Annotated in this window: 19 protein-coding genes, 1 tRNA gene and 1 pseudogene; 15 read left to right on the top strand and 6 right to left on the bottom strand. The window is 64.9% G+C overall.

Annotation, left to right across the window (positions count from 1 at the left end; all coding sequences use genetic code 11):
* Positions 1 to 626: 626 nt before the first annotated feature.
* Positions 627 to 702 (bottom strand) — tRNA-Ala (locus tag JN302_RS04995).
* Positions 703 to 878: 176 nt separating this feature from the next.
* Entirely contained in the window at positions 879 to 1,262 is a 384-nt protein-coding gene (locus JN302_RS05000) for a TIGR02300 family protein (protein ID WP_202310395.1), read from the bottom strand.
* A 216-nt stretch (positions 1,263 to 1,478) separates the two neighbouring features.
* Between JN302_RS05000 and aroA the strand changes: the two genes are divergently transcribed.
* The 3 genes from aroA to rpsA all read left to right on the top strand — a co-directional run bounded on the left by aroA (position 1,479) and on the right by rpsA (position 5,399).
* On the top strand, positions 1,479 to 2,837 hold the full coding sequence (aroA, locus tag JN302_RS05005) for a 3-phosphoshikimate 1-carboxyvinyltransferase (RefSeq protein WP_202332153.1): 1,359 nt from the start codon (positions 1,479 to 1,481) through the stop codon (positions 2,835 to 2,837).
* Between the two features lie 5 nt (positions 2,838 to 2,842).
* Positions 2,843 to 3,505, top strand: coding sequence for a (d)CMP kinase (gene cmk / locus JN302_RS05010; RefSeq protein WP_202310399.1), 663 nt, complete (start codon positions 2,843 to 2,845; stop codon positions 3,503 to 3,505).
* Positions 3,506 to 3,707: 202 nt separating this feature from the next.
* The gene (rpsA, locus tag JN302_RS05015) at positions 3,708 to 5,399 is read left to right on the top strand and encodes a 30S ribosomal protein S1 (RefSeq protein ID WP_202332155.1); all 1,692 of its coding nucleotides are present in this window, start codon (positions 3,708 to 3,710) and stop codon (positions 5,397 to 5,399) included.
* A gap of 475 nt (positions 5,400 to 5,874) precedes the next feature.
* Here the strand turns inward: rpsA and JN302_RS05020 are convergent, their stop codons facing one another.
* The 3 genes and pseudogenes from JN302_RS05020 to JN302_RS05035 all read right to left on the bottom strand — a co-directional run bounded on the left by JN302_RS05020 (position 5,875) and on the right by JN302_RS05035 (position 8,328).
* Positions 5,875 to 6,465: an HXXEE domain-containing protein gene (locus JN302_RS05020; RefSeq protein ID WP_202310403.1), complete on the bottom strand. Its 591-nt coding sequence runs from the start codon at positions 6,463 to 6,465 to the stop codon at positions 5,875 to 5,877.
* A 206-nt stretch (positions 6,466 to 6,671) separates the two neighbouring features.
* A pseudogene (locus JN302_RS39890) lies at positions 6,672 to 7,130 on the bottom strand (IS1634 family transposase); the annotation flags it as partial.
* 310 nt (positions 7,131 to 7,440) lie between these two features.
* A complete protein-coding gene (locus JN302_RS05035; RefSeq protein WP_202332161.1) occupies positions 7,441 to 8,328 on the bottom strand; it encodes an NmrA/HSCARG family protein in 888 nt (295 codons plus the stop codon).
* A 98-nt stretch (positions 8,329 to 8,426) separates the two neighbouring features.
* On the opposite strand from JN302_RS05035, the gene JN302_RS05040 reads away from it, so the two are divergent.
* From JN302_RS05040 to JN302_RS05090, 11 genes are all read left to right on the top strand, one after another.
* Positions 8,427 to 9,371: a LysR family transcriptional regulator gene (locus JN302_RS05040; protein ID WP_202332163.1), complete on the top strand. Its 945-nt coding sequence runs from the start codon at positions 8,427 to 8,429 to the stop codon at positions 9,369 to 9,371.
* Positions 9,372 to 9,731: 360 nt separating this feature from the next.
* Positions 9,732 to 11,093: an ABC transporter substrate-binding protein gene (locus JN302_RS05045; RefSeq protein WP_244846205.1), complete on the top strand. Its 1,362-nt coding sequence runs from the start codon at positions 9,732 to 9,734 to the stop codon at positions 11,091 to 11,093.
* A 23-nt stretch (positions 11,094 to 11,116) separates the two neighbouring features.
* Positions 11,117 to 12,043, top strand: coding sequence for a carbohydrate ABC transporter permease (locus JN302_RS05050; RefSeq protein WP_244846206.1), 927 nt, complete (start codon positions 11,117 to 11,119; stop codon positions 12,041 to 12,043).
* A complete protein-coding gene (locus JN302_RS05055) occupies positions 12,040 to 12,894 on the top strand; it encodes a carbohydrate ABC transporter permease (RefSeq protein WP_202332165.1) in 855 nt (284 codons plus the stop codon). Before JN302_RS05050 ends, JN302_RS05055 begins: the two co-directional genes overlap by 4 nt.
* A 46-nt stretch (positions 12,895 to 12,940) precedes the next feature.
* Entirely contained in the window at positions 12,941 to 13,624 is a 684-nt protein-coding gene (locus tag JN302_RS05060; protein ID WP_210382587.1) for a GntR family transcriptional regulator, read from the top strand.
* Between the two features lie 52 nt (positions 13,625 to 13,676).
* Positions 13,677 to 14,735: an ABC transporter ATP-binding protein gene (locus tag JN302_RS05065; RefSeq protein WP_202332168.1), complete on the top strand. Its 1,059-nt coding sequence runs from the start codon at positions 13,677 to 13,679 to the stop codon at positions 14,733 to 14,735.
* Between the two features lie 31 nt (positions 14,736 to 14,766).
* Complete coding sequence (locus JN302_RS05070; RefSeq protein ID WP_202332170.1) at positions 14,767 to 16,200, top strand: aldehyde dehydrogenase family protein; 1,434 nt, start codon at positions 14,767 to 14,769, stop codon at positions 16,198 to 16,200.
* 105 nt (positions 16,201 to 16,305) lie between these two features.
* A complete protein-coding gene (locus JN302_RS05075) occupies positions 16,306 to 17,532 on the top strand; it encodes a mandelate racemase/muconate lactonizing enzyme family protein (protein ID WP_202332172.1) in 1,227 nt (408 codons plus the stop codon).
* 38 nt (positions 17,533 to 17,570) lie between these two features.
* A complete protein-coding gene (locus JN302_RS05080; RefSeq protein WP_202332174.1) occupies positions 17,571 to 19,169 on the top strand; it encodes a GMC family oxidoreductase in 1,599 nt (532 codons plus the stop codon).
* A gap of 7 nt (positions 19,170 to 19,176) precedes the next feature.
* The gene (locus JN302_RS05085) at positions 19,177 to 19,644 is read left to right on the top strand and encodes a hypothetical protein (RefSeq protein WP_202310423.1); all 468 of its coding nucleotides are present in this window, start codon (positions 19,177 to 19,179) and stop codon (positions 19,642 to 19,644) included.
* A 91-nt stretch (positions 19,645 to 19,735) separates the two neighbouring features.
* A complete protein-coding gene (locus tag JN302_RS05090; protein WP_202310425.1) occupies positions 19,736 to 20,830 on the top strand; it encodes a DUF2855 family protein in 1,095 nt (364 codons plus the stop codon).
* A 92-nt stretch (positions 20,831 to 20,922) separates the two neighbouring features.
* Here the strand turns inward: JN302_RS05090 and JN302_RS05095 are convergent, their stop codons facing one another.
* Positions 20,923 to 21,378, bottom strand: a complete 456-nt coding sequence (locus JN302_RS05095; protein WP_202310427.1) for a DoxX family protein — start codon at positions 21,376 to 21,378, stop codon at positions 20,923 to 20,925.
* Positions 21,379 to 22,022: 644 nt separating this feature from the next.
* On the opposite strand from JN302_RS05095, the gene JN302_RS05100 reads away from it, so the two are divergent.
* Entirely contained in the window at positions 22,023 to 24,080 is a 2,058-nt protein-coding gene (locus tag JN302_RS05100; protein WP_202310429.1) for a putative bifunctional diguanylate cyclase/phosphodiesterase, read from the top strand.
* The last annotated feature ends 1 nt before the right edge of the window (position 24,081 follow it).

Below are 24,081 nucleotides of genomic sequence, written 5' to 3' on the forward strand. Positions count from 1 at the left end.
TTGGAACGACCAAACCCTGGCTAAGCATCATAGCGCGGACCAAGGCGTCCTTCGGCCTGTGCTAAAGGCGTATCTGCTTCAACCAACAGTGGCCTGACGGCATCTACGCTGCGACCATTGCGCTACCGGGGCATGCACACATCTCCCGGCCTGCCGCTCAACGACGACAGGATGTTCCTGGAGTCCGAGGGCGCGAGGGCGCGCTTGTCGACCTGACGAGGGGCGTTGCGCGCAGCACGGGACACGCCCTGGATCTCCAGAGCTGCAGGGCGTCACCGCCAGATCGTCTCGCGTTTCGAAGACGCTCTGCGCGAGCGCCCGGAGGAGATGCTTTCCCGTCCGCCGTCTGCGGAGCCGTCGGCGTCGCGGAGAGAACGCTCAGCCTCGCCTGTCAGGAATTTCTCGGCGGGGAGCGCCACGCAATACGCCGGTGATCGCCGCCTCGATCTCGTGCAATGCGGTTGCTGGCGTCCGACCCGCAACTCACCAGGCTATGCACTATGGTTTTGGAAGCTTGGCCGCTTCGCCAAGGACTTCGCGTGCGTTTCGGGGCGCGCCCCTCCGACACGTTGTCGGCGACAGCCCGGACCGCGTCGAGTTGCCTATCGAAATCCCAAGAGGAAAAATGGTGGAGCCAAGGGGAGTCGAACCCCTGACCTCTTGAATGCCATTCAAGCGCTCTCCCAACTGAGCTATGGCCCCACACCCGGCCGAGGCCGGCGCCGTTTCCGGCGAAGAGGTCGGCCAAGGCTTGACGCCCCGGCCAGTACGAGGCGGCTTCTAGCGCCGCCTCGCGTGAAGATCAAGCCCGCTTTGGAGCTTTTTGTGACAGAGCCCCGGCGGCTCTCGCGGCCTGCAGAAAACGTGCCGCCACGACGTCAGATCTCGTCGTCGTCCTCGCCGATGCCGATGATGCCGCTGACGTCGTCGTCCTCTTCTTCCTCGTCCTCGAGGAAGGTATCGTCGTCATCGTCGCCGAGATCGACATCGTCGTCGCCGAGATCGGGAAGGTCGTCGCCGCCCTTGGCCTCGTCGTCGGCATCCTCGAGGGAAACGACCTCGGGGGCATCGTCCTCGGCATCCAGTTCCTTCTCCTCGACCTCGTCCTCGTCGTTCATCGAGGTGCCGTTGCCGGTGTCGAAATAGGAACGCGGATAGCTCTTGCCCGTATAGGGCGACACGATCGGATCCTTGTTCAGATCGTAGAATTTGCGCCCCGTCTCGGGGTCGATGCGCTTTGTACCAAGCTCTGGTTTTGCCACTGCAAGCCTCGTCGAAAGGTTTTGGTCCCCTTAGCGGCAGTTTGCGGCCCTGTCAAAGACTAATAGACCATGGCAAATCCGGCCCGAAAAAGCCCGCCCGGGGCGGCTTTCGACGGGGGATGACCGGGCCGGAAAGCCGTGATAGGACACGGCCGCAACCAAGACGACCAGGCGCCAGCCGCCGCCCCGCCAGCGGGGAACCCCAGGGAAACAGACATGTCCGACCACGCCTCCCCGCTGCCGGCGACGGCCCGCAGATCGCCTGCGCTGAGCGGCCGGGTCCGCGTGCCGGGCGACAAGTCGATCTCGCACCGCTCCTTCATGTTCGGCGGCCTCGCGGCCGGCGAGACCCGCATCACCGGGCTGCTGGAAGGCGATGACGTGATGCGCACCGGCGAGGCCATGAAGGCCATGGGCGCCCATATCAGGAAGGCCGGCGACACCTGGATCATCCGGGGCACCGGCAACGGCGCGCTGCTGCAGCCCGAGGCGCCGCTCGATTTCGGCAATGCCGGCACCGGCTCGCGGCTGACCATGGGCCTTGTCGGTTCCTATGACATGGAGACGACCTTCATCGGCGACGCCTCGCTGTCGAAGCGCCCGATGGGGCGCGTGCTCGATCCGCTGCGCCTGATGGGCACCCAGGTGCTGAAATCCGCCCCCGGCGACCGCATGCCGCTGACGCTGCGCGGCCCAGGCGTCGCGGCACCCATCACCTACCGCGTGCCGATGGCCTCGGCCCAGGTGAAATCGGCCGTGCTGCTGGCCGGCCTCAACACGCCGGGGATCACCACCGTCGTCGAGCCCGTGATGACGCGCGATCATACCGAGAAGATGCTGAAAGGCTTTGGCGCCAACATCGAGGTCGAGACCGACCCGGACGGGGTCCGCCATATCCGCATCGAGGGCCAGGGCCGGCTGACGGGCCAGACTATCGCGGTCCCGGGCGACCCGTCGTCGGCCGGCTTCCCGCTGGTCGCCGCGCTGATCGTGCCGGGCTCCGACATCGTCATCGAGAACGTGCTGATGAACCCTACCCGCACCGGGCTGGTGCTGACGCTGCAGGAGATGGGCGCCTCGATCGAACTCGTGAACCCGCGCAATGCCGGCGGCGAGGACGTGGCGGATCTGCATGTGCGCGCTTCGGAACTGAAGGGCGTGCGCGTGCCGCCGGAACGGGCGCCTTCCATGATCGACGAATATCCGGTGCTGGCGATAGCCGCCAGCTTCGCCGAAGGCGAGACGGTGATGGATGGCCTGGAAGAGTTGCGCGTGAAGGAATCCGACCGGCTGTCGGCCGTCGCGAACGGCCTGAAGGCCAACGGCGTCGACTGCACCGAGGGCGAGGCCTCGCTCGTCGTTCGCGGCCGGCCGGACGGCAGGGGTCTCGGCGGCGGCAGGGTCGAGACGCATCTCGACCATCGCATCGCCATGAGCTTCCTCGTCATGGGCCTCGCTTCGGAAAAGCCGGTCACGGTCGACGACCAGACGATGATCGCCACCAGCTTCCCGGAATTCATGGGCCTGATGCGCGGCCTCGGCGCCGAGATCGAGGCCGAAAAGGCTGCCGTGTGAACGCCATGACCGGGACCTCGCATTGTCCATTCACCATCGCTATCGACGGGCCCGCGGGCGCGGGCAAAGGCACGCTCGGCCGGCGCGTCGCCGACCACTACCGCCTGAACCTGCTCGACACCGGCCTCACCTACCGCGCCGTGGCCAATGAGATGCTGAAGCAAGGCCTGCCGCTCGACGACGAGGAGGACGCGGTGAAGGCCGCCTATGCCGTCGACCTTTCCCGCCTCGACCGCGAGGTGCTGTCGGCGCATGCCGTCGGCGAGGCCGCCTCGCAGGTCGCGGTCATCCCGGCGGTGCGGCGCGCGCTGGTCGAGAAACAGCGCGAATTCGCGAAAACCCCGCCCGGCGCCGTGCTCGACGGGCGCGACATCGGCACGGTGGTCTGCCCCGACGCCGACGTGAAGCTCTATGTCACGGCGACGGCGGAGGTCCGCGCCCGGCGGCGGCTGCTGGAGATCGAATCCCGCCACGGCACCGCCGATTTCGCCCAGATTCTCGCCGATATCGAACGACGCGACGCCCGCGACATGGGCCGGGCGGATTCGCCGCTGAAGCCGGCCGCCGACGCGCACTTGCTCGACACATCCGAAATGGATATAGAAGCGGCGTTTCTGGCGGCGAAGGCGATCATCGACGACGTTATCGCCCAAAGAGACGTAGCCTGATCCGGGCTGCCGCCTCCCGCATTGCGAGAACAAGCGGCAATACCCATATCGGGCCCGAACCAGCCTGCCAGCATTCTTCATGCGCCGAACCGCCGCGACAGCGGCACCAGGGCTTTCAGCCCGGAACGCCGGCAGGCCAACGCAACACGAACCCACGGCGCAGGCCCCGCACGGAAAGTCCGGGGCACTATCAGGAGCATCAATGTCACAAGCCAATCCCACGCGCGACGATTTCGCCGCGCTTCTGGAAGAATCCTTTTCCGATGGTCACTCGGGCGAAGGTCAGGTCGTGCGCGGCACGATCACCGCGATCGAGAAGGACATGGCCATCATCGACGTCGGCCTCAAGGTCGAGGGCCGCGTCCCGCTGAAGGAATTCGGCGCCAAGGCCAAGGACGGTCAGATGAACGTCGGCGACACCGTCGAGGTCTATGTCGAGCGCATCGAGAACGCGCTCGGCGAAGCCATGCTTTCCCGTGAGAAGGCCCGCCGCGAAGAGAGCTGGGTCCGCCTCGAGGAGAAGTTCAACAAGGGCGAGCGCGTCGAGGGCGTCATCTTCAACCAGGTCAAGGGCGGCTTCACCGTCGACCTCGACGGCGCCGTGGCCTTCCTGCCGCGCAGCCAGGTCGATATCCGGCCGATCCGCGACGTCACCCCGCTCATGCACAACCCGCAGCCTTTCGAGATCCTCAAGATGGATCGCCGCCGCGGCAACATCGTCGTGTCGCGCCGCACCGTGCTCGAGGAGAGCCGCGCCGAGCAGCGCTCGGAGATCGTGCAGAACCTCGAAGAGGGCCAGGTTGTCGAGGGCGTGGTCAAGAACATCACCGACTACGGTGCGTTCGTCGACCTCGGCGGCATCGACGGCCTGCTGCATGTCACCGACATGGCATGGCGCCGCGTCAACCATCCGACCGAGATCCTCAACATCGGTCAGACGGTCAAGGTGCAGATCATCCGCATCAACCAGGAAACCCACCGCATCTCGCTCGGCATGAAGCAGCTCGAGAGCGATCCCTGGAGCGACATCGGCACCAAGTTCCCGATCGGCAAGAAGATCCGCGGCACGGTCACCAACATCACCGACTACGGCGCCTTCGTGGAGCTGGAGCCGGGCATCGAGGGCCTCATCCACGTCTCGGAAATGTCGTGGACGAAGAAGAACGTGCATCCGGGCAAGATCCTGTCGACCTCGCAGGAAGTCGACGTGGTGGTACTCGAGGTCGATCCGGCCAAGCGCCGCATCTCGCTCGGCCTCAAGCAGACGCTCGAGAATCCGTGGGAAGCCTTCGCCCGCAACCATCCGTCGGGCTCCGTCGTCGAGGGCGAGGTCAAGAACAAGACCGAGTTCGGCCTGTTCATCGGCCTCGACGGCGATGTGGACGGCATGGTCCACCTCTCCGACCTCGACTGGAACCGTCCGGGCGAGCAGGCGATCGAGGAGTATCAGCGCGGCCAGGTGGTGCAGGCGCAGGTGCTCGACGTCGACATCGACAAGGAGCGCATCTCGCTGGGCATCAAGCAGCTGCAGCGCGGCGGCGGCGAGGCTGTGTCGGGCGAACTGCGCAAGAACGCGGTCGTCACCACCGAGGTCATCGGCGTGAAGGACGGCGGCATCGAGGTGCGGCTGGTCGACAGCGGCGTCGAGACGTTCATCAAGCGGTCCGACCTGTCGCGCGACCGTGACGAGCAGCGCCCCGAGCGCTTCACCGTCGGCCAGAAGGTCGATGCGCGCGTCATCGTCTACGACAAGAAGACCCGCAAGATCCAGGTGTCGATCAAGGCGCTGGAGATCGCGGAAGAGAAGGAAGCGGTCGCCCAGTACGGCTCGACCGATTCCGGCGCTTCGCTCGGCGACATCCTGGGTGCCGCACTCAAGAACCGCGGCAACTGATCGGCCGCCTCTCGCGGCTCACGACAAGCCCCGCCGGAGCGATCCGGCGGGGTTTTTTCGTTGGCCGCATTCGGCAGAGATTGACCGGATGTCGACTTTGGGGCCGCCTCTACTCGCAGGCCGCGCGTCGCTCGGCTCCATCGGTAATGTATTCGCTGGCCTGCCGTACCGGGATCGAGGTTGTTGATGGAGGCCGCGGTCCGCGCCTCCGCATTCGATCGGAACGGCCGTGCAGAAATCGATCGGCCGTCGGTATGAGACCGGTGCGCCATCACATCCCCCGCGATATGAGTTCGTTGCCTGGACCAGGTGGCCCGGAAAGCCCCGAATTCTCAACCGGAGATTGGTAGGTTCCGCCCTTAGCTTACGAAAGCGCAGGCCGCAGCCCAACGTCCTTATGCCACCCAGGATCCAGTGCTGCTGCGGACTTTCGGCCTGCCGGCGGCGTCCTCGTTTGTTCTTGGCGCCAATGGGTCTAGCGGGCGGTCGGTTCAGACCTGGACAGGACGGCTAAGCGCCGCTTCACGGATACAATGATGGCAAGGTGGAGGAGAATCGCGATCGCGATGGCGATGACGTGATCCGTCGCCGTGACCCCTGGTGCGTGCGAGACCAAGACAAGGGCATAGAGCCCGAAGGGCACAAACAAAAACACGGCCGTAACCAGCCCTGGATTGTATCGGCGCAGAGCGCCCGCCCCGAGAATGTGGACGACAGCGTTGATCAGCGTGAGATAGATAGCAATCAATCCGAGCCCGACATCGACAAAACGCGCGAAATAGAGCGCGATCAGGTTTACGGCCCACACGCCGACAACGTTGATGAAGACCACGGCCGGCGGTGTCAACGCCTCCAATCCGCCGCCGATGACCTTGTTGACCCATATACGAAAGCGATCGTGTTGGTGCTCCTCCAGCTGGTGAATCATGTAAATCGGCAGCTGCAAGTAGACGAGCAGCAGCGGCGGGCTTAACACTCCCGCGAAAAGCGGCGCAACCGCTAGCAGAAACAGGCCGGTGACGAAGCCGGCATACATCCAATTGTGAAAGAACCAGTCCTTGGTCACGGGCGCTACCTCAGTAACGGGGGTGAGTCCTTGGCTCACCTCAGGTGGTTGTTATGCTGCAAGCCGCCTTAAAAGGTGCTTAATCCGGAACAGCCGCAACTCGCCATTGCCCACGCCGGTGGGAAGAAGAAGTAGTAGTAGTAGTAGTAGTAGTATCGTTCCCGATGAAGGCCGCGAGGCCATGCGAGATCTGGTTCGCGCCCGGGCAGCCGCCATTCGCTGCCCGCATCGATCAGCCGATAGCACACCAAGGTCTGCAGGATATGTCGCCAGCAGGTGCCTTCGCGCGAGTCGGGCAAGCGCGCCGCCCAGAACCGGTCGAGCTCGAGCTGCTCATAGAGCTGGCAGGCCAGCCAGCAGGCGCCCCATTGCCGCGGCCTGTGCAACTGCATGGCCCCGAGCCGCACTTGCACGCCATAGCCGGCGGCGTGGCCGGGCATGGCCCGATCGGCCGGAAACAGGGCCAGTTGCCGGGCATGCTGGGCATCCTCGTCAAAGGCTTCGATCGTTCGACATCAAGCCTCGTGCTGGCTATCGTTGATCTCGCCGAGATAAAGCACCTGACGCTGCACGACCTTGCCGCCGACGCAGCGCTTGCTTTCGACAATGCTCCAATAATGGTGCTGCTTGCCGTTTTTGAGGCGCCGATTCGCTCGCAAATACATGGTGGAAATAGTTTACACAAAAGCGACGATAAAAAAGATACTTGGTCTCCACTGCAGGAAATCCTGTATGGCCGCCCTTTGATCCGACTCGTCTTTTTGCCCTTTGCCACCCCAAAATCGCTTCTCCACCTCACCGGTTGAGAAAGTCGGGCCAGCGGGCCTGGATGTTGACACATCCGGGCGGTGTGGATGCTGACGCATCAACGCGACCTCAATCGCCGGCACGGCTCATCAGCGCCTCTTGCTTTCGCGTCAACGGGCGCAGCGCGCAGTCGCGCGCTCCAACGGTCGATCTTATCGACCGTTGGTCTCAGCCGGCTGAAGATGTCCGTTCGAGAACGCTCCAGTCAAACTCGCGTGCCCAGTCGGCGAAACTGTGCCAGCGGACCTCCGGAAAATCCCTCTGCAATGCGGCGATATCGACATCATAACCGACGCGGTCGAACCATTCGAACATCAGCGCCGCATCCTCACTTTGCTGGCGGGCCGCGGCGATTGGGATTTCCTGATAGTTGATCGGGCGGCCGATGGCCCGCGACAGGGTTTGCGCCTGCTCCTCGCCGGACAACTCGTCCCCGGCGATATCGAAACGCTTGCCGAAGACCTGCTCGCGCCGCTCAACCAGGGATGCGGCGAAGGCTCCTATGTCCGCCAAGGCTACCAGTTGGAGGGCCCGTCTGGGAGGCATCGCGAAGGCGTGTTCCCCCTGGCGCAGCCCACCGATCGACCACGGCGCGACGACATTCTCCATGAAGGCGGCCGGCGCGCTGATCGTGTAGGGGATACCGAGTCCGACCACATGCTCCTCGACGAGATACTTGCTTTCGAAATGCGGGATGCCTGTCTTCTTGTCGGCATCGGCAACGGACGAGTAAATCAAATGCCCGACACCGGCAGCCTTCGCCGCATCGGCGGCGATGATCCCCTGACGGGTCTCCTCCTCGGTCCCGGCCTCGTAGCTGTTGCCCATCAGAAACATGGTGTCGACGCTACTTGCAGCCTTCCGAACGGAGGTCTCGTCACCGAGGTCACCCGTCGCGATGTCGGCGCCTGCCGACGCCAGCCGCCACGCAGCGTCGCTGTCCGGCTTGCGTGTCAGCGCCTTGACGAGATGTCCCCTGGACAGCAGTGCGCGCGCAACCGCGCCCCCTTGCTGGCCGGTAGCGCCGGTAACCAGAACGCTTCGTCTGGTGGTCATGTGTCTGCTCCTTGCCATTCCACTGGAGCAAAGTTAAGGCTGCCGCATTGGTCCATAATCACCTACAATTGGAAAACATCGTCCCAATTCTGGATACAATGCTCGATCTCAACGATATCGTGGTATTCGCTCGTGTCATCGAGGCCGGCAGTTTCACGGCAGCCGCGCGCCTGCTCGGCATACCCAAGACGACGGTCAGCCGCCGCATTGCCGCGCTTGAGCGCGAAGTCGGGGTGCGGCTGCTTCAACGCACGACACGCAGCCTGAACATGACGGACGCAGGACGCCTCTACTATGAGCAGAGCAGCCAAGCGCTGCGGGCGATCGAAGCCGCGAATCTGCGTCTCGCGGAAGCGAGAGCGGAGCCTTCCGGAACGATCCGCATTACGGCTCCCGTTGGCTTTGGCGGTTATTTCCTGACCAGCACGGTGTTCGATTTTCTCGCGATGTATCCGAAAACCAGAGTCGAACTGCGCCTGACCGACGACAAGCTCAATCTGGTCGAGAGCGGCATAGATCTCGCATTCCGCACCGGGATCCTTCAAGACTCCACGCTGGTTGCCCGCAAGCTCGGCCCCACGCACAGAATCCTGTGCGCCAGCCCGGACTATCTCGCGCGCCAAGGCATACCGGAGGTGCCGACGGACCTCGCTCGCCATCATTGCGTCATTGCGGGCGCTTCGACAGCCAGCGCCGACTGGGAGTTGGAAGGGCCGCATGGTCAAGAAACGGTCCAGGTGGCTGGACGCTTCGCGGCTAATGAAATGCAGGCGGTGATTGCGGCTGCGATTGCCGGCTACGGCATCGCCCAAGTGCCCCACGGGATCGCCGAGGCGTCCATCAAGGACGGGCAATTGCGCCGCGTTCTCAACGATTACACAACCCCGGTTGGCGGTCTTTATGCCGTATATCCGAGCAGCCGATATCTTTCGCCCCTGGTCAGGGCGTTCATCGATCTTGCCGTCGGGCGACTGACCGGCGCCGGGACCAGCGAGAATGAAAGGGTTGTAGCTATGTCAAGAAGGTATTGGGCTGACAGTTAGCTGGGAACGGACCGCTAGGCAGCCAAAGTCAGGTGGCTGCCCTGTTCGCTTGCGGACGCATGCTCCAGGCAGGAGCCTGGATCGGCTAGGCAAGCGGCGTCGAGCGTCGCGACGTTTATCATCTCGCGACAGCGCAACGATCGCCTCGCCAGGACCGTTCCAACCCGAACCATCCCATTAGCTCGCTCCTATTGATTGAAGCGCGTTTCGATTTCGTTTTCTTTCGAGCGTTGACAGGAGGCTTGACTTCCCCTAGGCGTGTTCGGCATTCTGGATTCTATAGAATGTTGAATATAGCAAATGGGACCCGGAACGGGGAGGAAACTCGTTCAGCCGGGCAAGGTTCGAGGGAGGGAATTGATGGTTCGGTTTCGCAAGTTTGCGACCCTGGTGTCGCGTCGCGCCCTTATGGCCGGGGCAGCCTCGATGGTTGCATCGCTCAGCCTGGGCGCAGCCGGCGCGCAGGCGCAGGACAATGGCCTCGGCACTGCCGATCAGCCGGTCGAAGTGCGCATGATCGCCAACGAGGCGTTTGCCAGCCAGTGGCAGACCCTGATGGTGCCGGAGTTCAACAAGCACTATCCAAACATCAAGGTCACGATCGACGGCGTGCCCTATGTCGAGCTCCTGGCCAAGAGCATGCTTGACGCCACCGGCCCGAGCCCGACCTACGACATCATCATCGCCGATGATCCGTGGGTACCTCAACTCGCCGAAGTCGGCGCGCTGCTCGATCTGAAGAGCCCCGAGGTCCAGGCCTGGACAGATGGCGGCTACGACTGGGACGACTTCAACGCGGCGCCGCTTGCCGCGGGCGCCTGGAAGGACGTCCAGTACGGCGTGCCGCTGCGCTCCAACATGCTGATGATGTTCGTCAACAAGGCGCTCTACGAGAAGGCCGGGGTGCCGGTCCCGACGGCGGAGCTGACCTGGGACCAATATCTGGAGCAGGCGCCGAAGCTGGTGCAGGACACCGACGGTGACGGCAAGGCCGACGCCTGGGCGATCGACACCTACTTCATCCGTGAGCCGCTGACGCCGACCATCTGGCAGACGATCATGAATTCGAACGGCGGCCAGCTGCTCGACGAGGACGGCAAGCCGGCCTTCAACAACGAGGTCGGCATCACGGCGCTCGAAACCCACAAGAAGCTGCTCGAATTCGCCCCGACCGGCGCGGTCAGCCACGGCTTCTCCGAGTCGCTGCAGGCCTTCCGCCAGGGGCTCGTCGCCACGATGTTCAACTGGGGCAGCGTGTTCAAAGGGTCGGCGATCGACGCCAAGACCACGACGCTGAAGCCCGACCAGGTCGGCATCCAGGTCATGCCGGTCGGCTCCGCCGGCCCCGGCGCGCATCGCGGCATCTGGAGCGGCACCGTGTCGTCGAAGAGCGAGAACAAGCAGGCCGCCTGGGCGGTGCTGCAATGGCTGAGCTCGAAGCAGGGCGAGACCTGGCATTCGGCCAATCTCGGCGTCTTGCCGGCGCGCAAGTCGACGCTTTCCGCGACCCCGGCCGAGCCGTGGCTGGTCCCGGTCTTCGCCTCCCTCCAGCAGGCCTATGACGCCGCCGAGAAGGGCAAGATGTGGCGCATCCGCGATCCGCGTTCGGACGCTGCCCAGCAGATCCTGGCCGACGAGGTATCGCGCGCCATTGCCGGACAGGTGTCGGCGGCCGTGGCCCTGCAGGTCGCGGCCGAGAAGATCGAGAAGATCCTCGACTGACCCGACGGCTTGGGAGCATCGCGATGAGTTCGACGACGGCAAAAGGAGCGCGCCCCGCGCGCTCCCGCGCAGGGACGAAGCTGGCCGATACCGTCTCGCGCTGGGCCTTCATGGCGCCTTCGGCGATCATCCTCGCCGCGATGCTCGCCTACCCGATCTTCTACACGATCGAGATCAGCTTCTCCCGCTTCGACCTGATGACCTTCAGCGCGATCGAATGGGTCGGGTGGGAGAACTACCGGCACGTCCTCGAGGACTACCGCTTCTGGTCCTCGATGAAGGTCACGCTCATCTATCTGGTCTTCGCCCTGCCGTTGCAGATCGTTCTCGGTTTCGGCATCGCCTTCCTGATCAATGCGGACTGGCGCGGACGCGGGGTCGTGCGCGCGCTGTTCATCATTCCGATGGTCGTGGCCCCCGTCGTCGCCGGCGGCATCTGGCGCATGATGCTCGATCCGCTGTGGGGCATCGTGAACTGGCTGATCGGCCTCGTCGGGTTCGGACCGCTCGACTGGTTCGGCGATCCCAATCTCGCCATGGCCGCGATCGTCATCATCGACACCTGGCGCTGGACGCCCTTCGTGGTGCTGATCGCCACCGCGGCCCTGCTGGCACTGCCCCGGGACCTGTTCGAGGCGGCCGAGATCGACGGCGCCAACTGGTGGTCGATGCTGTGGTCGATCACGCTGCCGCTGCTCGTGCCGATCATCGCCGCCACCTTCGTCGTGCGCTGGCTGGGCGCGGTGAAGATGTTCGACATCGCGCTCGCAGCCACCTATGGCGGCCCGGGCGGCGCCACCAACGTCATCAATCTCTTCATCTACGAAGAGGCCTTCCGTTCGCTGCGCTTCGCAGAGTCCGCAGCGATGGCCGTCGTCGTCCTTGTGCTGACAATGGTGCTCACCGGCATCTTCCTGCGCGGCACCCGCAAGCTGGAGGAACTCTATTGACCGCGCTCGCTCTCCAGCCGCGCCGCAGGTCACGCCTCGGCCGGCGCATCCGCATCGCAGCCGGCGTGTTCGCCTGCCTCGTCTTTCTGTTTCCGGTCTTCTGGATGGTACTCAGCTCCTTCAAGGACCAGCGCGACATCTTCACGATGCCGCCGACGCTGTTCTTCACGCCGACGCTGGAGACCTATTTCAGCTACATGCAGCGCGCCGACATCAACCGGCGGCTGATCAACACGATCATCGTGGCGACCGGCGCCGGCCTTCTCTCGATCGCGGCGGGCGCCATGGCGGGCTACGCGCTGGCGCGCATCCGGCTGAAGGGCGCGGCGACAATCGGCGTGCTGATCCTTCTGTCGCGCGGCGTGCCGCCGATCGCGCTCGCCGTGCCGATGTTCCTCGTGGCCCGCTCGCTCGGCGTGGCCGACAAGCACATCACGCTCATCCTCGCCTACTGCACCTTCCTGATCCCCTATGTGATGTGGCTGATGCGCGGCTTCTTCCTCGCTTTGCCGAAGGAACTGGAAGAATCCGCCATGATCGACGGCTGCAGCCGCTTCGGCGCCTTCTTCAAGATCATCGTGCCGATCTCGCTGCCGGGTCTTCTGTCGACGCTGATCTTCAGCATGATCCTGGCGTGGGAAGAGCTGCTCTTCGCGCTGGTTCTGACCAACCGCAACGCGTCGACCATCCCGGTCGCCATTGCCGGCATCGCCGGCGATACCGTCAACGGCGCCAACTGGGGCGCGCTGACGGCGGTCGGCACGATCACGGTGATCCCTGTGGTGGTCTTTGCCCTGCTGGTCCAGAAATGGCTCATCCAGGGCTTGGCCGACGGCGCAACGAAGGGGTGACGATCATGGCTGATAACAGCAACCGGCGACACGGGCGGAGGATATGATGACGCAGCCTCCCGTCTTCCTTTCCAAGGCCGATCTGGCGCGGCGACATATCGAGGGATTGATCATTTCCCGGAAGGTCAAACCCGGCGACCGCATCACCACGCGCGAGGTGTCCGAGGCGCTCGGCATCTCCGAGACGCCGATCCGCGAAGCGATCCGGAGCCTCGCCGCCGAAGGCTGGCTCGAGGTCCAGACCCATGTCGGCGCGGTGGTCGCCAGTGCCGGCAGCGAGCAGCTTCGAGAAATCTACGCGCTGCGCGGACGGATCGGGTCCCTCGCCATCGAACTGGGCGGCGCCAGCTACGATGCGAAGCGGCTTGCAGAGATCGACGCGAATATCGAAGCGTCGGCCGCCGCCGTCGCCACACAGGATGTGCTGGCCTATACGCAGTGCAACCACGACTTCCACATCCTGCTCTACGACACGCCGCATTCGCAATGGTGCCTGCGCATGCTCGTCAACCTCAGCGCGTTGACCTCGGCCCATTACGGCTTCTCCGTCATGCCGCAGCGCATGGCGGAATCGCTCGCCGAGCACAGGGCGATCCGTGACGCCATCCGCGCCGGCCGGCTCGATCAGGCGGCGGCACTCGTCACCCAGCACGAACAGTCCGCCTATAGCGCGCTTGCCGCGGAACTGGAGTCGGCCGACCGCCGCACGCCGTCCGAGAGCGCAGCCTGAGCCGGCAAACGAGACCGGCAGCGAAAAGAGACCCAGGGAGAAACGGCAGAGGATGAGTACAGTCGCGATCAGGGAGGTCCGCAAGGCATACGGGCCGCTCGAGGTGATTCACGGTGTCTCGATCGACATTTCCGATGGGGAGTTCGTCGCGCTGGTGGGTCCTTCGGGATGCGGGAAATCGACGCTGCTGCGCATGATCGCCGGCCTCGAGGAGATCACGGGCGGAGACATCGCGATCGGCGGGCGCGTGGTCAACGAGGTCGCGCCCAAGGATCGGGACATCGCCATGGTGTTCCAGAACTACGCGCTCTATCCGCATATGAACGTGCATCAGAACATGGGCTTCGCGCTGCGGCAGCGCGGCACGCCGCGCGCGGAGATCGACAAGCGGGTCAGGGAAGCCGCGCGCATCCTCGGGCTCGAGCAGTTGCTGGAGCGCAAGCCACGGGCCCTCTCGGGCGGCCAGCGCCAGCGCGTCGCCATGGGCCGGGCCATCGTGCGCGATCCGAACGTCTTCCTGTTCGACGAGCCGCTGTCGAACCTCGACGCCAAGCTGCGCGTGCAGATGCGCTCCGAGCTCAAGGAGCTGCATCAGCGGCTCGGCGTCACAACCGTCTATGTGACCCATGACCAGATCGAGGCCATGACGCTGGCCGACCGGGTCGTCGTCATGAATGGCGGCGTCGTCGAGCAGATGGGCCCGCCGCTCGATCTCTACGACCGCCCGCGGAGCCTCTTCGTCGCCGCCTTCATCGGCTCGCCGCCCATGAATTTCCTGGAAGGCCGGATCGACCGGGGTGACACCCTCGTTCTCGACGACGGCTCCCTGCTCCCGCTGCCGCGCCCGGTCGCCGGCAAAGGGCGAGTGACGGTCGGCGTCCGTCCCGAGCATTTCCTGGTCGGCGAAGCCGGCTGGCCGGCCGTCGTGTCGGTGGTGGAGCCCACCGGTTCGGAAACGCAGATCACCGCCCGCATCTCCGATCATGTCATCCGTGTGCTGCTGCGCGGACGAACCACGGTGAAGCCCGGCCAGACCATCCATCTCACCGCGGCGCCGTCCGACCTGCATGTCTTCGACAGCCACACCGGCAAGCGACGCGACGCCGCCTGAACCACCGGAACCAGGAAACGGGAGACAGCCAATGCTGGAGCTGCGCCAGTTCTATATCGACGGCCACTGGGTGCCGGCACATCAGGCGGGCGAGCATGTTCTCGTGGACGCCTCGACGGAAGAGCCGTTCGGCGTCGTCGCGCTCGGCAGCGATGCCGATACGGACGCAGCCGTCGCCGCCGCGAAGCGTGCCTTCCCCGCCTGGTCGATGACCGATCCCGCGAGGCGGATCGCGCTTGTCGAGCGGTTGCGCATCATCCATCTCGAACGGACGGAGGAGATGGCGCAGGCGATCTCCCGCGAAATGGGAGCGCCCATCGATCTCGCGCGTCAGGCCCAGGCCGGCGCCGGTCCGCGCCACATGGCCAACTATCTCGCGGCGATGCAGGATTTCGATTTCATCAGGCCGCTCGGTCCGCACGCGCCGAGCGACCGCATCGCACTGGAGCCGATCGGCGTCGCGGCGCTGATCACGCCGTGGAACTGGCCGATCAGCCAGGTCACCCTGAAAGTGGCGGCGGCCCTGCTCGCCGGCTGCACGGTGGTGCTGAAGCCTTCGGAGATGGCGCCGCTGTCGGCGACCCTCTTCGCCGAAATCGTCGACGCATCAGGCATTCCGCCTGGAGTCTTCAATCTGGTCCATGGCGACGGCATGGGCGTCGGACAGCGTCTCGCTACGCATCCCGACGTCGATATGGTCAGCTTCACCGGCTCGACGCGGGCCGGCATCGCCATCAGCAAGGCGGCCGCCGACAGCCTCAAGCGCGTCTCGCTCGAGCTCGGCGGCAAGGGCGCCAATCTCGTCTTCGCCGACGCCGACGACATGGCCGTCGAGCGCGGCGTGCGCCAGTGTTTCGTCAACAGCGGCCAGAACTGCAACGCGCCGTCGCGCATGCTGGTCGAACGCGCCATCTACGAGCGTTCGGTCGAGACGGCGGGCCGGGTCGCGCAGTCCATCGCCATCGGCCCCTCCGGCGTCGCGGGTCCGCATATCGGTCCGGTCGTCTCGACGCGACAGTTCGACCGGATACGGGGACTGATCGAAACGGGCATCGCCGAAGGCGCGCGCCTCGTCGCCGGCGGCCCGGACCGTCCAGCTGGGTTCAATCGCGGTTACTTCGTGCAGCCGACGGTCTTTGCCGACGTGTCGAACGACATGACCGTCGCCCGGGAGGAGATCTTCGGACCGGTGCTGTCGATCATACCGTTCGACACCGAGGACGAGGCGATCGCCATCGCCAACGACACGCCCTACGGCCTCACCAACTATGTGCAGAGCCAGGACGGCGAGCGCCGCAACCGCGTGGCGCGCCGGCTGCGCTCCGGCATGGTGGAGATGAACGGCCAGACGCGCGGCGCCGGCTCGCCTTTCGGCGGCGTGAAGGCATCAGGCCGCGCCCGCGAGGGCGGGCGCTGGGGCATCGAGGAATATCTGGAGGTGAAGTCGATCTCCGGATGGGGATGAGCCCGAAGCGTGATGCAAAGGCCGCGAAACTTATTCACCGCGCGCGCCGCATCCGGCCGCGTGCGGCGGCGCCGAACAGAACTGCCAGACAGCTAAGGAAAGACCATGAGAAACAAAGCTACCGTCGCGGAAGTGAAGACGCTGTCCTGCAGCAACTCGTTTCGCAACTATCACTTCCTGAAGATCACGACCGAGGACGGCACGGTCGGCTGGAGCGAGTTCGACGAGAATTTCGGCTCGCCCGGCGTCGCCGCCGTCATCGACCAGCTCAGCCACAGGCTCATCGGCCAGAGCGCCATGCTGCATGAGCATATCCGCGAGGATCTGCGCAACGTCACGCGCCCGGCTTTCGGCGGCGTCGTCGGACAGGCCCTCGGCGCGATCGAGAACGCGCTTCTCGACATCAAGGCGAAGACGCTCGACGTTCCATGCCACGTGCTGCTCGGCGGCAAGGTCCGCGACAAGATCCGGGTCTACTGGTCGCACTGCGTCGCCTATCGCATGCGTACCGAACATTTCTCGCCCGGCATCGTCGATTCCAGCGGCGTGCGCCAGATCGCACGCGATGTCGTGGCTGGCGGATATTCGGCGCTCAAGACCAATATCTTCCACTATGACGAGAACGACCGGATCGAGGCCTGGTCGCCGGGCTTCGGCCGGCCGCACGAGCCCTCGCGCAATGTCGAGCGCAAGACCCTGAAGGATCTGCGCAGGCATCTGGAGATGATGCGGGAAGAGACCGGGCCCGACGTCGACATCCTGCTCGACCTCAACTTCAACGCCCGCACCGAAGGCTATCTGAAGATCCTGCGCGAGACGAGCGACCTCGACCTGTTCTGGGTCGAGATCGATACGCTCGATCCGCAGGCGCTGGCCTATATCCGCGCCAACAGCCCGCATCCGATCTCGTCATGCGAGACGCTGCTCGGGGTCCAGCAGTTCCTGCCCTATTTCCAGAATCAGTCCGTCGACGTCGCCATCATCGACACGCCATGGAACGGCGTCTGGCAGTCGCTGAAGATCGCCGCTGCGGCCGAAGCCTATGACGTGAATGTCGCGCCGCACAATTTCTACGGCCATCTGTGCACGATGATGAACGCGCATTTCAGCGCCGTGGTGCCGAACATGCGCATCATGGAAACGGACATCGACCGGATTTCCTGGGACGACGACGTCTTCACCCATGCGCCGGAATACAGGGACGGCTATCTGATCCTGCCCGATGGTCCGGGTTGGGGAACGGAGCCGGTCGAGGCGGCCTTCGAGAAATATCCTCCGTTGAAATCAGTCGGAATGATCCACCGCACCCCGACCCCCAGGCTGGCGGTCTGAAGCTGGCTGGCGGTTTCCATGTTCGAAGGCCCTGCCCAATGAACGACCCCGTCGACGTCCTGATCATCGGGGCCGGCGCCTCCGGCGCGGCGGTCGCCTGGAGCCTCGCCGACACCAGGATGCGCATCCTGTGCCTGGAGCAGGGGGACTGGCCGCAGTCCTCGGCCTATCCGAGCACGGGACGCGATTGGGAGAGCCGCCAGTCGGAAGACTATGCCATCAGCCCGAACCGCCGCGGGGCGATCGCCGACTATCCGATCAACGACGACAATTCGCCGATCAAGATCGCGAACTTCAACGGCGTCGGCGGCGGCACCATCCTCTATGCGGGCCATTTTCCGCGCATGCATCCTTCCGACTTCCGGGTCCGCTCGCTCGACGGCGTCGCCGACGACTGGCCGATCGACTACCGCACCCTCGAGCCGTTCTACGCCCTGAACGACAGAATGATGGGAGTGGCGAGCCTCGCCGGCGACCCGGCCTATCCGCCCAAGGAGGCAGTGATGCCGCCGCTGCCGCTCGGCCGCACCGGCGAGCGGCTGGGGCGCGCGATGAACGACCTCGGCTGGCACTGGTGGCCCTCCGACAGCGCCATCACCTCGCGCGAATATGAGGGGCGCGCGCCCTGCATCAATCTCGGCCATTGCGGGCACGGCTGCGCGCAAGGCGCCAAGGCCTCGACCGACATCACCTACTGGCAGGAAGCGATCCGCAACCGCGTCGAGATCCGCACCCGGTGCCGGGTGAGCCGGATCGAGACCAACGAAGACCGGATGGCGACCGGGGCCTGGTATTTCGACGCCAATGGCGAGGAGGTTTTCCAGCCGGCCGAGATCGTCGTCATGGCGTGCAACGGCATCGGCACCCCGCGCATCCTGCTCAACTCGGCGTCCGAGCGTTTTCCGAACGGTCTCGCCAACTCCAGCGGGCAGGTCGGCCGCAACCTGATGTTCCACCCTTATGCGCTGGTGAGGGGCCGCTTCGACGAGCCGCTGGACGGCTATCGCGGTTCGCGCGTCTTCATGTGGAGCATGGAGTTCTACGAGACCGATCCCGCCCGCGGCTTCGCCAGGGGATATTGCTACCAGTTCACGCGCGGCTTCGGACCGGTGACGGCCGCCGTCAACGGCATGGCGGACGGGCTCGTGCCGTGGGGCGAAGGACATCATGACGCGTTCCGCCGGCTCTTCGACCGTCAGGCCGGCATGGTGTCGATCTGCGAGGATCTTCCCGAAGAGATCAACACCGTCACGCTCGATCCCGTGCTGAAGGACGGCAACGGCATCCCGGCGCCGAAGATCACCTATCGGATCGGCGGGAACACGCAGAAGATGCTCGACCATTCGGTCGCGCGCGGAACCGAGATACTGCGTGCGGCCGGCGCGCAGGACATCGTCACGCGCTCGCCTTTGCCCTATGCCGGATGGCATCTTCTCGGCACAGCCCGCATGGGAACCGATCCGAGGACCTCGGTGGTCAACGAATGGGGCCGCAGCCACGACGTGAAGAACCTGTTCATCGTCGACGGCAGCGTGTTCGTCACGTCAGGAGGTGTCAACCCGACCTCCACGATCCAGGCCATCGCGCTCTATATCTGCGACCGGATCAAGTCCCGCATCCATGACCTCTTCGACTGAGCGAGCCATGACGACGCAATCGGACACCGACCCACCGGCGCCTCTCTCCGTGGCAGAGCAGGACTGCCTGCGCTGCATCGTGGGGCACATGATCCCCGCCAGCGAGAAGCATGGCGTTCCCGGCGCGGACGATCCCGCCATCCTGGCCTACATGGTGGCGTCCGTCAGGCGGGACCGAGAGGCGCTCGGCAAGGTGCTGGACGCGGTCGACACGGCCGCCGGTGGCAGGCTCGCCGACAGGCCGTTCGCGGAACAGGCGGCGCTGCTCGCGCGATTGCGCGCCAAAGACCCCGGCATGTTCGGCGTGGTCGAGGCCGTCGCCTCGCGCGCCTATTATCGCGACGACCGGGTGCTGAAGTCGATCGGCATGGAAGCGCGGCCGCCCTTCCCCAAGGGCTATGAGGTGCCGGACGGCGACTGGTCGCTGCTCGAGCCGGTCAGGCAGCGCGGCGTCATCTATCGCGACGCCGGTTAGCCGCGCGACGGGATCGCGCTCACGGGTTTCGAACGCCCCGACGACATGGCATGGTACGGTTGTTTCATGATCGGCCTCGCGGAGAACAGCCATGTCCGTCACCGTGACCAAGCTCCAGACACGCAAGAACGCGCCCGGCGAGACACGTCTTGTACGCGAGCAGCACAAGCCGCTGGCGCAGGGCGAGGTCCTCTTCGCCGTCGATCGTTTCGCGCTGACGGCAAACAACATCACCTATGCCGCCTTCGGCGACGCCATGTCCTACTGGCAGTTCTTCCCGACCGGCGATCCCGCCTGGGGTCATATGCCGGTCTGGGGTTTTGCCGACGTCGTCGCATCCGATATCGAGGGGATCAGCCAAGGCGAACGCTTCTACGGCTACTTCCCGGCGGCCAGCCACATCGCCATGACGCCCATCCGCATCAGTGAACGCGGCTTCTACGACGGGGCGCCGCATCGCGAAAAGCTGGTCTCGGCCTACAATCAATATACGCGCTGCAGCGCCGACCCGGCCTGGACGCCGGACGCGGAGAACCACCAGATGCTGCTGCGGCCGCTGTTCATCACATCTTTCATGCTCGCCGATTACCTGGCCGACAACCGTTTCTTCGGCGCGGAGCAGGTGGTGTTTTCCTCCGCCTCGTCGAAGACTGCCTATGGCACGGCCTGGTGCATTGGAGAGGGGCCGGCGGCGGTCGCACTCACCTCGGGTCCGAACCGCAGCTTCACCGAGGAGCTCGGTATCTACCGGCGGAGCCTCTCCTATGACGATTTCGAGCGGATCGACGCCGGCGGGCCGACGCTTTATGTGGACTTTTCCGGCGACACGGCGTTGCGTGCCCGGATCCACCGCCACTTCGCGGGCTCTCTCGTCCACGATTGCTTCGCCGGCTCGGCGCAGAACTACGATTTCATCGCGATGGCCGATCTGCCCGGCCCGCAGCCGCGGTTCTTCTTCGCGCCCGATCAGATCAAGAAGCGCAATGCCGATTGGGGCGGGACGGAGCTGAGCGGGCGCATCAAGGCGGCACAGGCCCGCTTCGTCGCGTATCTGACGGAGCGGCGCCTCCTGGAGATCGACGTGGCGGCGGGCTTGACCGCCGCGCAGTCAGTCGTCGCGATCTTCGCCGCGGGCCGTACCGACCCGCGGCGGGGACACGTCATCCGGCTCGACGAACGGCTTTGAACGCTCGAATCGATGGGTGTGAATAACGGCACATCCGGTCCGCCCGACTTTCGCGCCAACTGTCGATATATCGGCCGCCGGCATGACCCGCCTCAGAAGACGCGTCCCAGGCGTGCGTCGACGGAATGGCGGTTGCCGCCACGGATCAGGAAGAAGAAGAAGACCGCCGCCCACAGGATCGATTTCTCCGCGCCCGAATAACCCTGGCTCATCGTGACCCAGTGGAACCAGACGGTGACCAGGAGCACGAAGGTCGCGGCAAGCGAGGCCGGCCTGGTCAGGAAGCCGATCGCGATCAGGATGCCGCCGAAGAATTCGGTACAGGAAAGAAGGAACGACCAGAAGGCGCCGGGATAGAAGCCCAGCCCCTCCACCATACCGGCGGCGCCGAAGGGATCGACGATCTTGCCCGCGCCATGGGTCACCAGCGCAAGGCCGGCCACGACACGCAGCAGCGTCTCGGCGAAATCATGAAGACCGGCATAGGTGCCGGCGAGGGCCGGGACGATCAGGCGCCCGCTCGGCGCGGCATGGGTGGCATCGCTCATCGTCTGTTCTCTCCTGTCGACGGGTCAATGTCGCCCCATCGTCGGAGATGCAAGTAACCGTCAAATCAACTGGTTTTGAGGGAATTGTTATCGGCCGGCGACGCCATCCTCATTGCCTATGTCTTTGTCCGGGATACTCTCATCCTGAGGAATCCCGCACCGTACACGACGAGCGGTCACGGGTTATCAGCGGCAACATATCCGTTTCGTCATCCACGGACGAGCGCACGCAGCGAAGCGGAGGGCGCACCGATCCGTGGATCCATGCCGTGACCGATCCGAAGGTCGCAGTCGGTCGAGGACGGGCTCCCCGATCCTCCGCCCAAGCCCGCACGCATTCTGCGCCGAAGCAGTCGTTCGCGATTTCACGGCACGGATTTTCGGGCGCCCACACTTCGCGTGGGCTCGGGACCGAGAATGACGAAGACAGGTGGCCGAGGGCGCCATGATGTGGTGAGTTCGAAGACCTCGACCTTCGATGTTTTCAGCGTGTCATGCCGCCGAGATTACTGTTGTGCAATCCCATCAGCGCACCACATAAGGTTTCGAAAACAACTCGACTTGTTCTTAGCAATTTATTTCCGCTTTCCGGGCACGATCGACAACAGGGCAACCAATAGATCGTCAGGGCCGGGGGCTTGACTATGTATAGAGTGGCTTCGTGCCTGATCTATGAGCACGACTATTCCTTCGTGCTCGTCGCCCTTATCGTCTGCATAGCGGGATGCGCCATGACGGTGCAGCTCTTCGGGCGGGCGAAGCAGCTGTGCGGCGCGGATCACTGGATCGTCCTGGCGGGCGCCGCGGGCGGGATCGCCATCTGGACCACGCATTTTGTGGCGATGATCGGCTTCAATCCTCCGCTCGGCTATGCCTATGAGCCGGTGCTGACACTCGCCTCGCTGCTTCTGGCGATCGGGTTCACCACTGCAGGCCTCAAGGTGGCGACGAGTTCCACGATCGCCTTCGCGCCGGAAGCGGGCGGCGCGGTCGTCGGTGCCGGCATCGCGGCCATGCATTTCACGGGCATGGCCGGCCTGGCGGTCGCCGGGCGCGTGGATTGGAACGCCGGCCTCGCCGCCGCCTCGCTCCTTCTCGGCATGCTGTTCGCTGTCGCCGCCGTCAACCGCATGATGCGCGGCAGTCCCGCACTCGGCATCGCTTCGTTCGTCCTCGGCATATGCAGCATGCATTTCACGGCGATGGGCGCGGCGACCTTCATTCCGGATCCCTCCGTTGCGCTTTCGCCCATGACGTTCTCGAGCGAGGCGATCGCCATAAGCGTGGTCGCCCTCCTGTCGATCCTGACCGGGCTGGTGCTCTATGTCATCGATGCGCGCTCGCAGCGCGAGATGATGAACAGCCTGAAGCAGGCGGCGCTGCACGATCCGCTGACCGGCATGCCCAACCGCGCCTACCTCGCCGCGGAACTGCCCGTGATGCTGCGCAACAGCGCCCGGACCCGATCGAAGACCGCGGTCATCGTCATGGACCTCGACCGCTTCAAGGACATCAACGACGTCCATGGCCACAGGGCAGGCGACGCCTTGCTGACGGGCGTCGCCCAACAGCTGCGGCAGGCGGCCAGGCCGGGCGAATTCGTGGCCCGCGTCGGCGGCGACGAGTTCGTCGCCGTCAGGCAGGAAGTGGCGTCGGTGGAGGAGGCGCTCGATTTCGCCCGGCGGCTGGCGGCTGCAGCCTGCCTGCCCGTCGCCTTCGAGGGCCTGTCGCTGTCGGTGGGGTCGAGCATCGGCATCAGCCTCTGCCCCGACGATGCCGGACGCGAGGACGACCTGATCAGCACTGCCGATCTCGCAATGTACCGCGCCAAGAGGCAGGCCAGCCAGAAGATCTGCTTCTTCGACCGCGCGCTCGATGAGGCCGGCCGCAAGCAGAGCGCGCTGGCCATGGATCTGCGCCATGCCATCGCCCGCAACGAACTGGAACTTTACTACCAGCCGCAGATCGACGTCGAAAGCGGCGAGGTCGCCGGCTACGAGGCGCTGCTGCGCTGGAACCATCCTGTGCGCGGCATCGTCTCGCCCCTGGAATTCATCCCCATTGCCGAGGCGACCGGCCTCATCCTGCCGATCGGCGAGTGGGTTCTGCGCACCGCCTGCGCCGAAGTGGCGACCTGGGAGCGCCCTTGCCGGCTTTCGGTGAACATCGCGGCGGCGCAGCTCACGCAGACCGACCTGCCTGTCATCGTCCACGCGATCCTCCTGGAAACCGGCCTGCCGCCATCCCGCCTGGAGCTGGAGATCACCGAAGCGAGCATCATCGAAGACAGCCGGCACACGCTCCTGGTCGTAAGACGGCTCAAGGCGCTTGGTGTGAGCATCGCCATGGACGATTACGGCACCGGCTATTCTTCGCTCTCGACGCTGCAGCTTTTTCCCTTCGACAAGATCAAGATCGATCGTTCCTTCATCGAGGGGCTGACGACCAACCAGGCCTCGGCGGCAATCGTGCGGGCAACGATCCTGCTCGCCGAAAGCCTGCAGATCCCGGTGCTGGCCGAGGGGGTCGAGCGCGAGGAGCATTTCGATTTCCTGCGCGCCGAAGGATGCACGGAGGTGCAGGGTTTCCTGTTCGGCCGCCCGCAGCCGCTTGGCGAGATCGCCCCGCTCGTCGGGCGCCGCTCTGCAGCCGCTGGCGTCGCCGACGTGCTGCCGGCGCGGGCGGTGGCGCAGCGCCGATAAG

The organism is Mesorhizobium sp. L-8-3 (assembly GCF_016756615.1).
Lineage (GTDB): Bacteria > Pseudomonadota > Alphaproteobacteria > Rhizobiales > Rhizobiaceae.

What these genes read in the sequence shown, in the direction of transcription:
- aroA (WP_202332153.1), top strand. Translation starts at nt 1,479, where the DNA reads ATGTCCGACCACGCCTCCCCGCTGCCGGCGACGGCCCGCAGATCGCCT.
- cmk (WP_202310399.1), top strand. Translation starts at nt 2,843, where the DNA reads ATGACCGGGACCTCGCATTGTCCATTCACCATCGCTATCGACGGGCCC.
- rpsA (WP_202332155.1), top strand. Translation starts at nt 3,708, where the DNA reads ATGTCACAAGCCAATCCCACGCGCGACGATTTCGCCGCGCTTCTGGAA.
- JN302_RS05035 (WP_202332161.1), bottom strand. Translation starts at nt 8,328, where the DNA reads ATGACCACCAGACGAAGCGTTCTGGTTACCGGCGCTACCGGCCAGCAA.
- JN302_RS05040 (WP_202332163.1), top strand. Translation starts at nt 8,427, where the DNA reads ATGCTCGATCTCAACGATATCGTGGTATTCGCTCGTGTCATCGAGGCC.
- JN302_RS05045 (WP_244846205.1), top strand. Translation starts at nt 9,732, where the DNA reads ATGGTTCGGTTTCGCAAGTTTGCGACCCTGGTGTCGCGTCGCGCCCTT.
- JN302_RS05050 (WP_244846206.1), top strand. Translation starts at nt 11,117, where the DNA reads ATGAGTTCGACGACGGCAAAAGGAGCGCGCCCCGCGCGCTCCCGCGCA.
- JN302_RS05060 (WP_210382587.1), top strand. Translation starts at nt 12,941, where the DNA reads ATGACGCAGCCTCCCGTCTTCCTTTCCAAGGCCGATCTGGCGCGGCGA.
- JN302_RS05065 (WP_202332168.1), top strand. Translation starts at nt 13,677, where the DNA reads ATGAGTACAGTCGCGATCAGGGAGGTCCGCAAGGCATACGGGCCGCTC.
- JN302_RS05070 (WP_202332170.1), top strand. Translation starts at nt 14,767, where the DNA reads ATGCTGGAGCTGCGCCAGTTCTATATCGACGGCCACTGGGTGCCGGCA.
- JN302_RS05075 (WP_202332172.1), top strand. Translation starts at nt 16,306, where the DNA reads ATGAGAAACAAAGCTACCGTCGCGGAAGTGAAGACGCTGTCCTGCAGC.
- JN302_RS05080 (WP_202332174.1), top strand. Translation starts at nt 17,571, where the DNA reads ATGAACGACCCCGTCGACGTCCTGATCATCGGGGCCGGCGCCTCCGGC.
- JN302_RS05085 (WP_202310423.1), top strand. Translation starts at nt 19,177, where the DNA reads ATGACGACGCAATCGGACACCGACCCACCGGCGCCTCTCTCCGTGGCA.
- JN302_RS05090 (WP_202310425.1), top strand. Translation starts at nt 19,736, where the DNA reads ATGTCCGTCACCGTGACCAAGCTCCAGACACGCAAGAACGCGCCCGGC.
- JN302_RS05095 (WP_202310427.1), bottom strand. Translation starts at nt 21,378, where the DNA reads ATGAGCGATGCCACCCATGCCGCGCCGAGCGGGCGCCTGATCGTCCCG.
- JN302_RS05100 (WP_202310429.1), top strand. Translation starts at nt 22,023, where the DNA reads ATGTATAGAGTGGCTTCGTGCCTGATCTATGAGCACGACTATTCCTTC.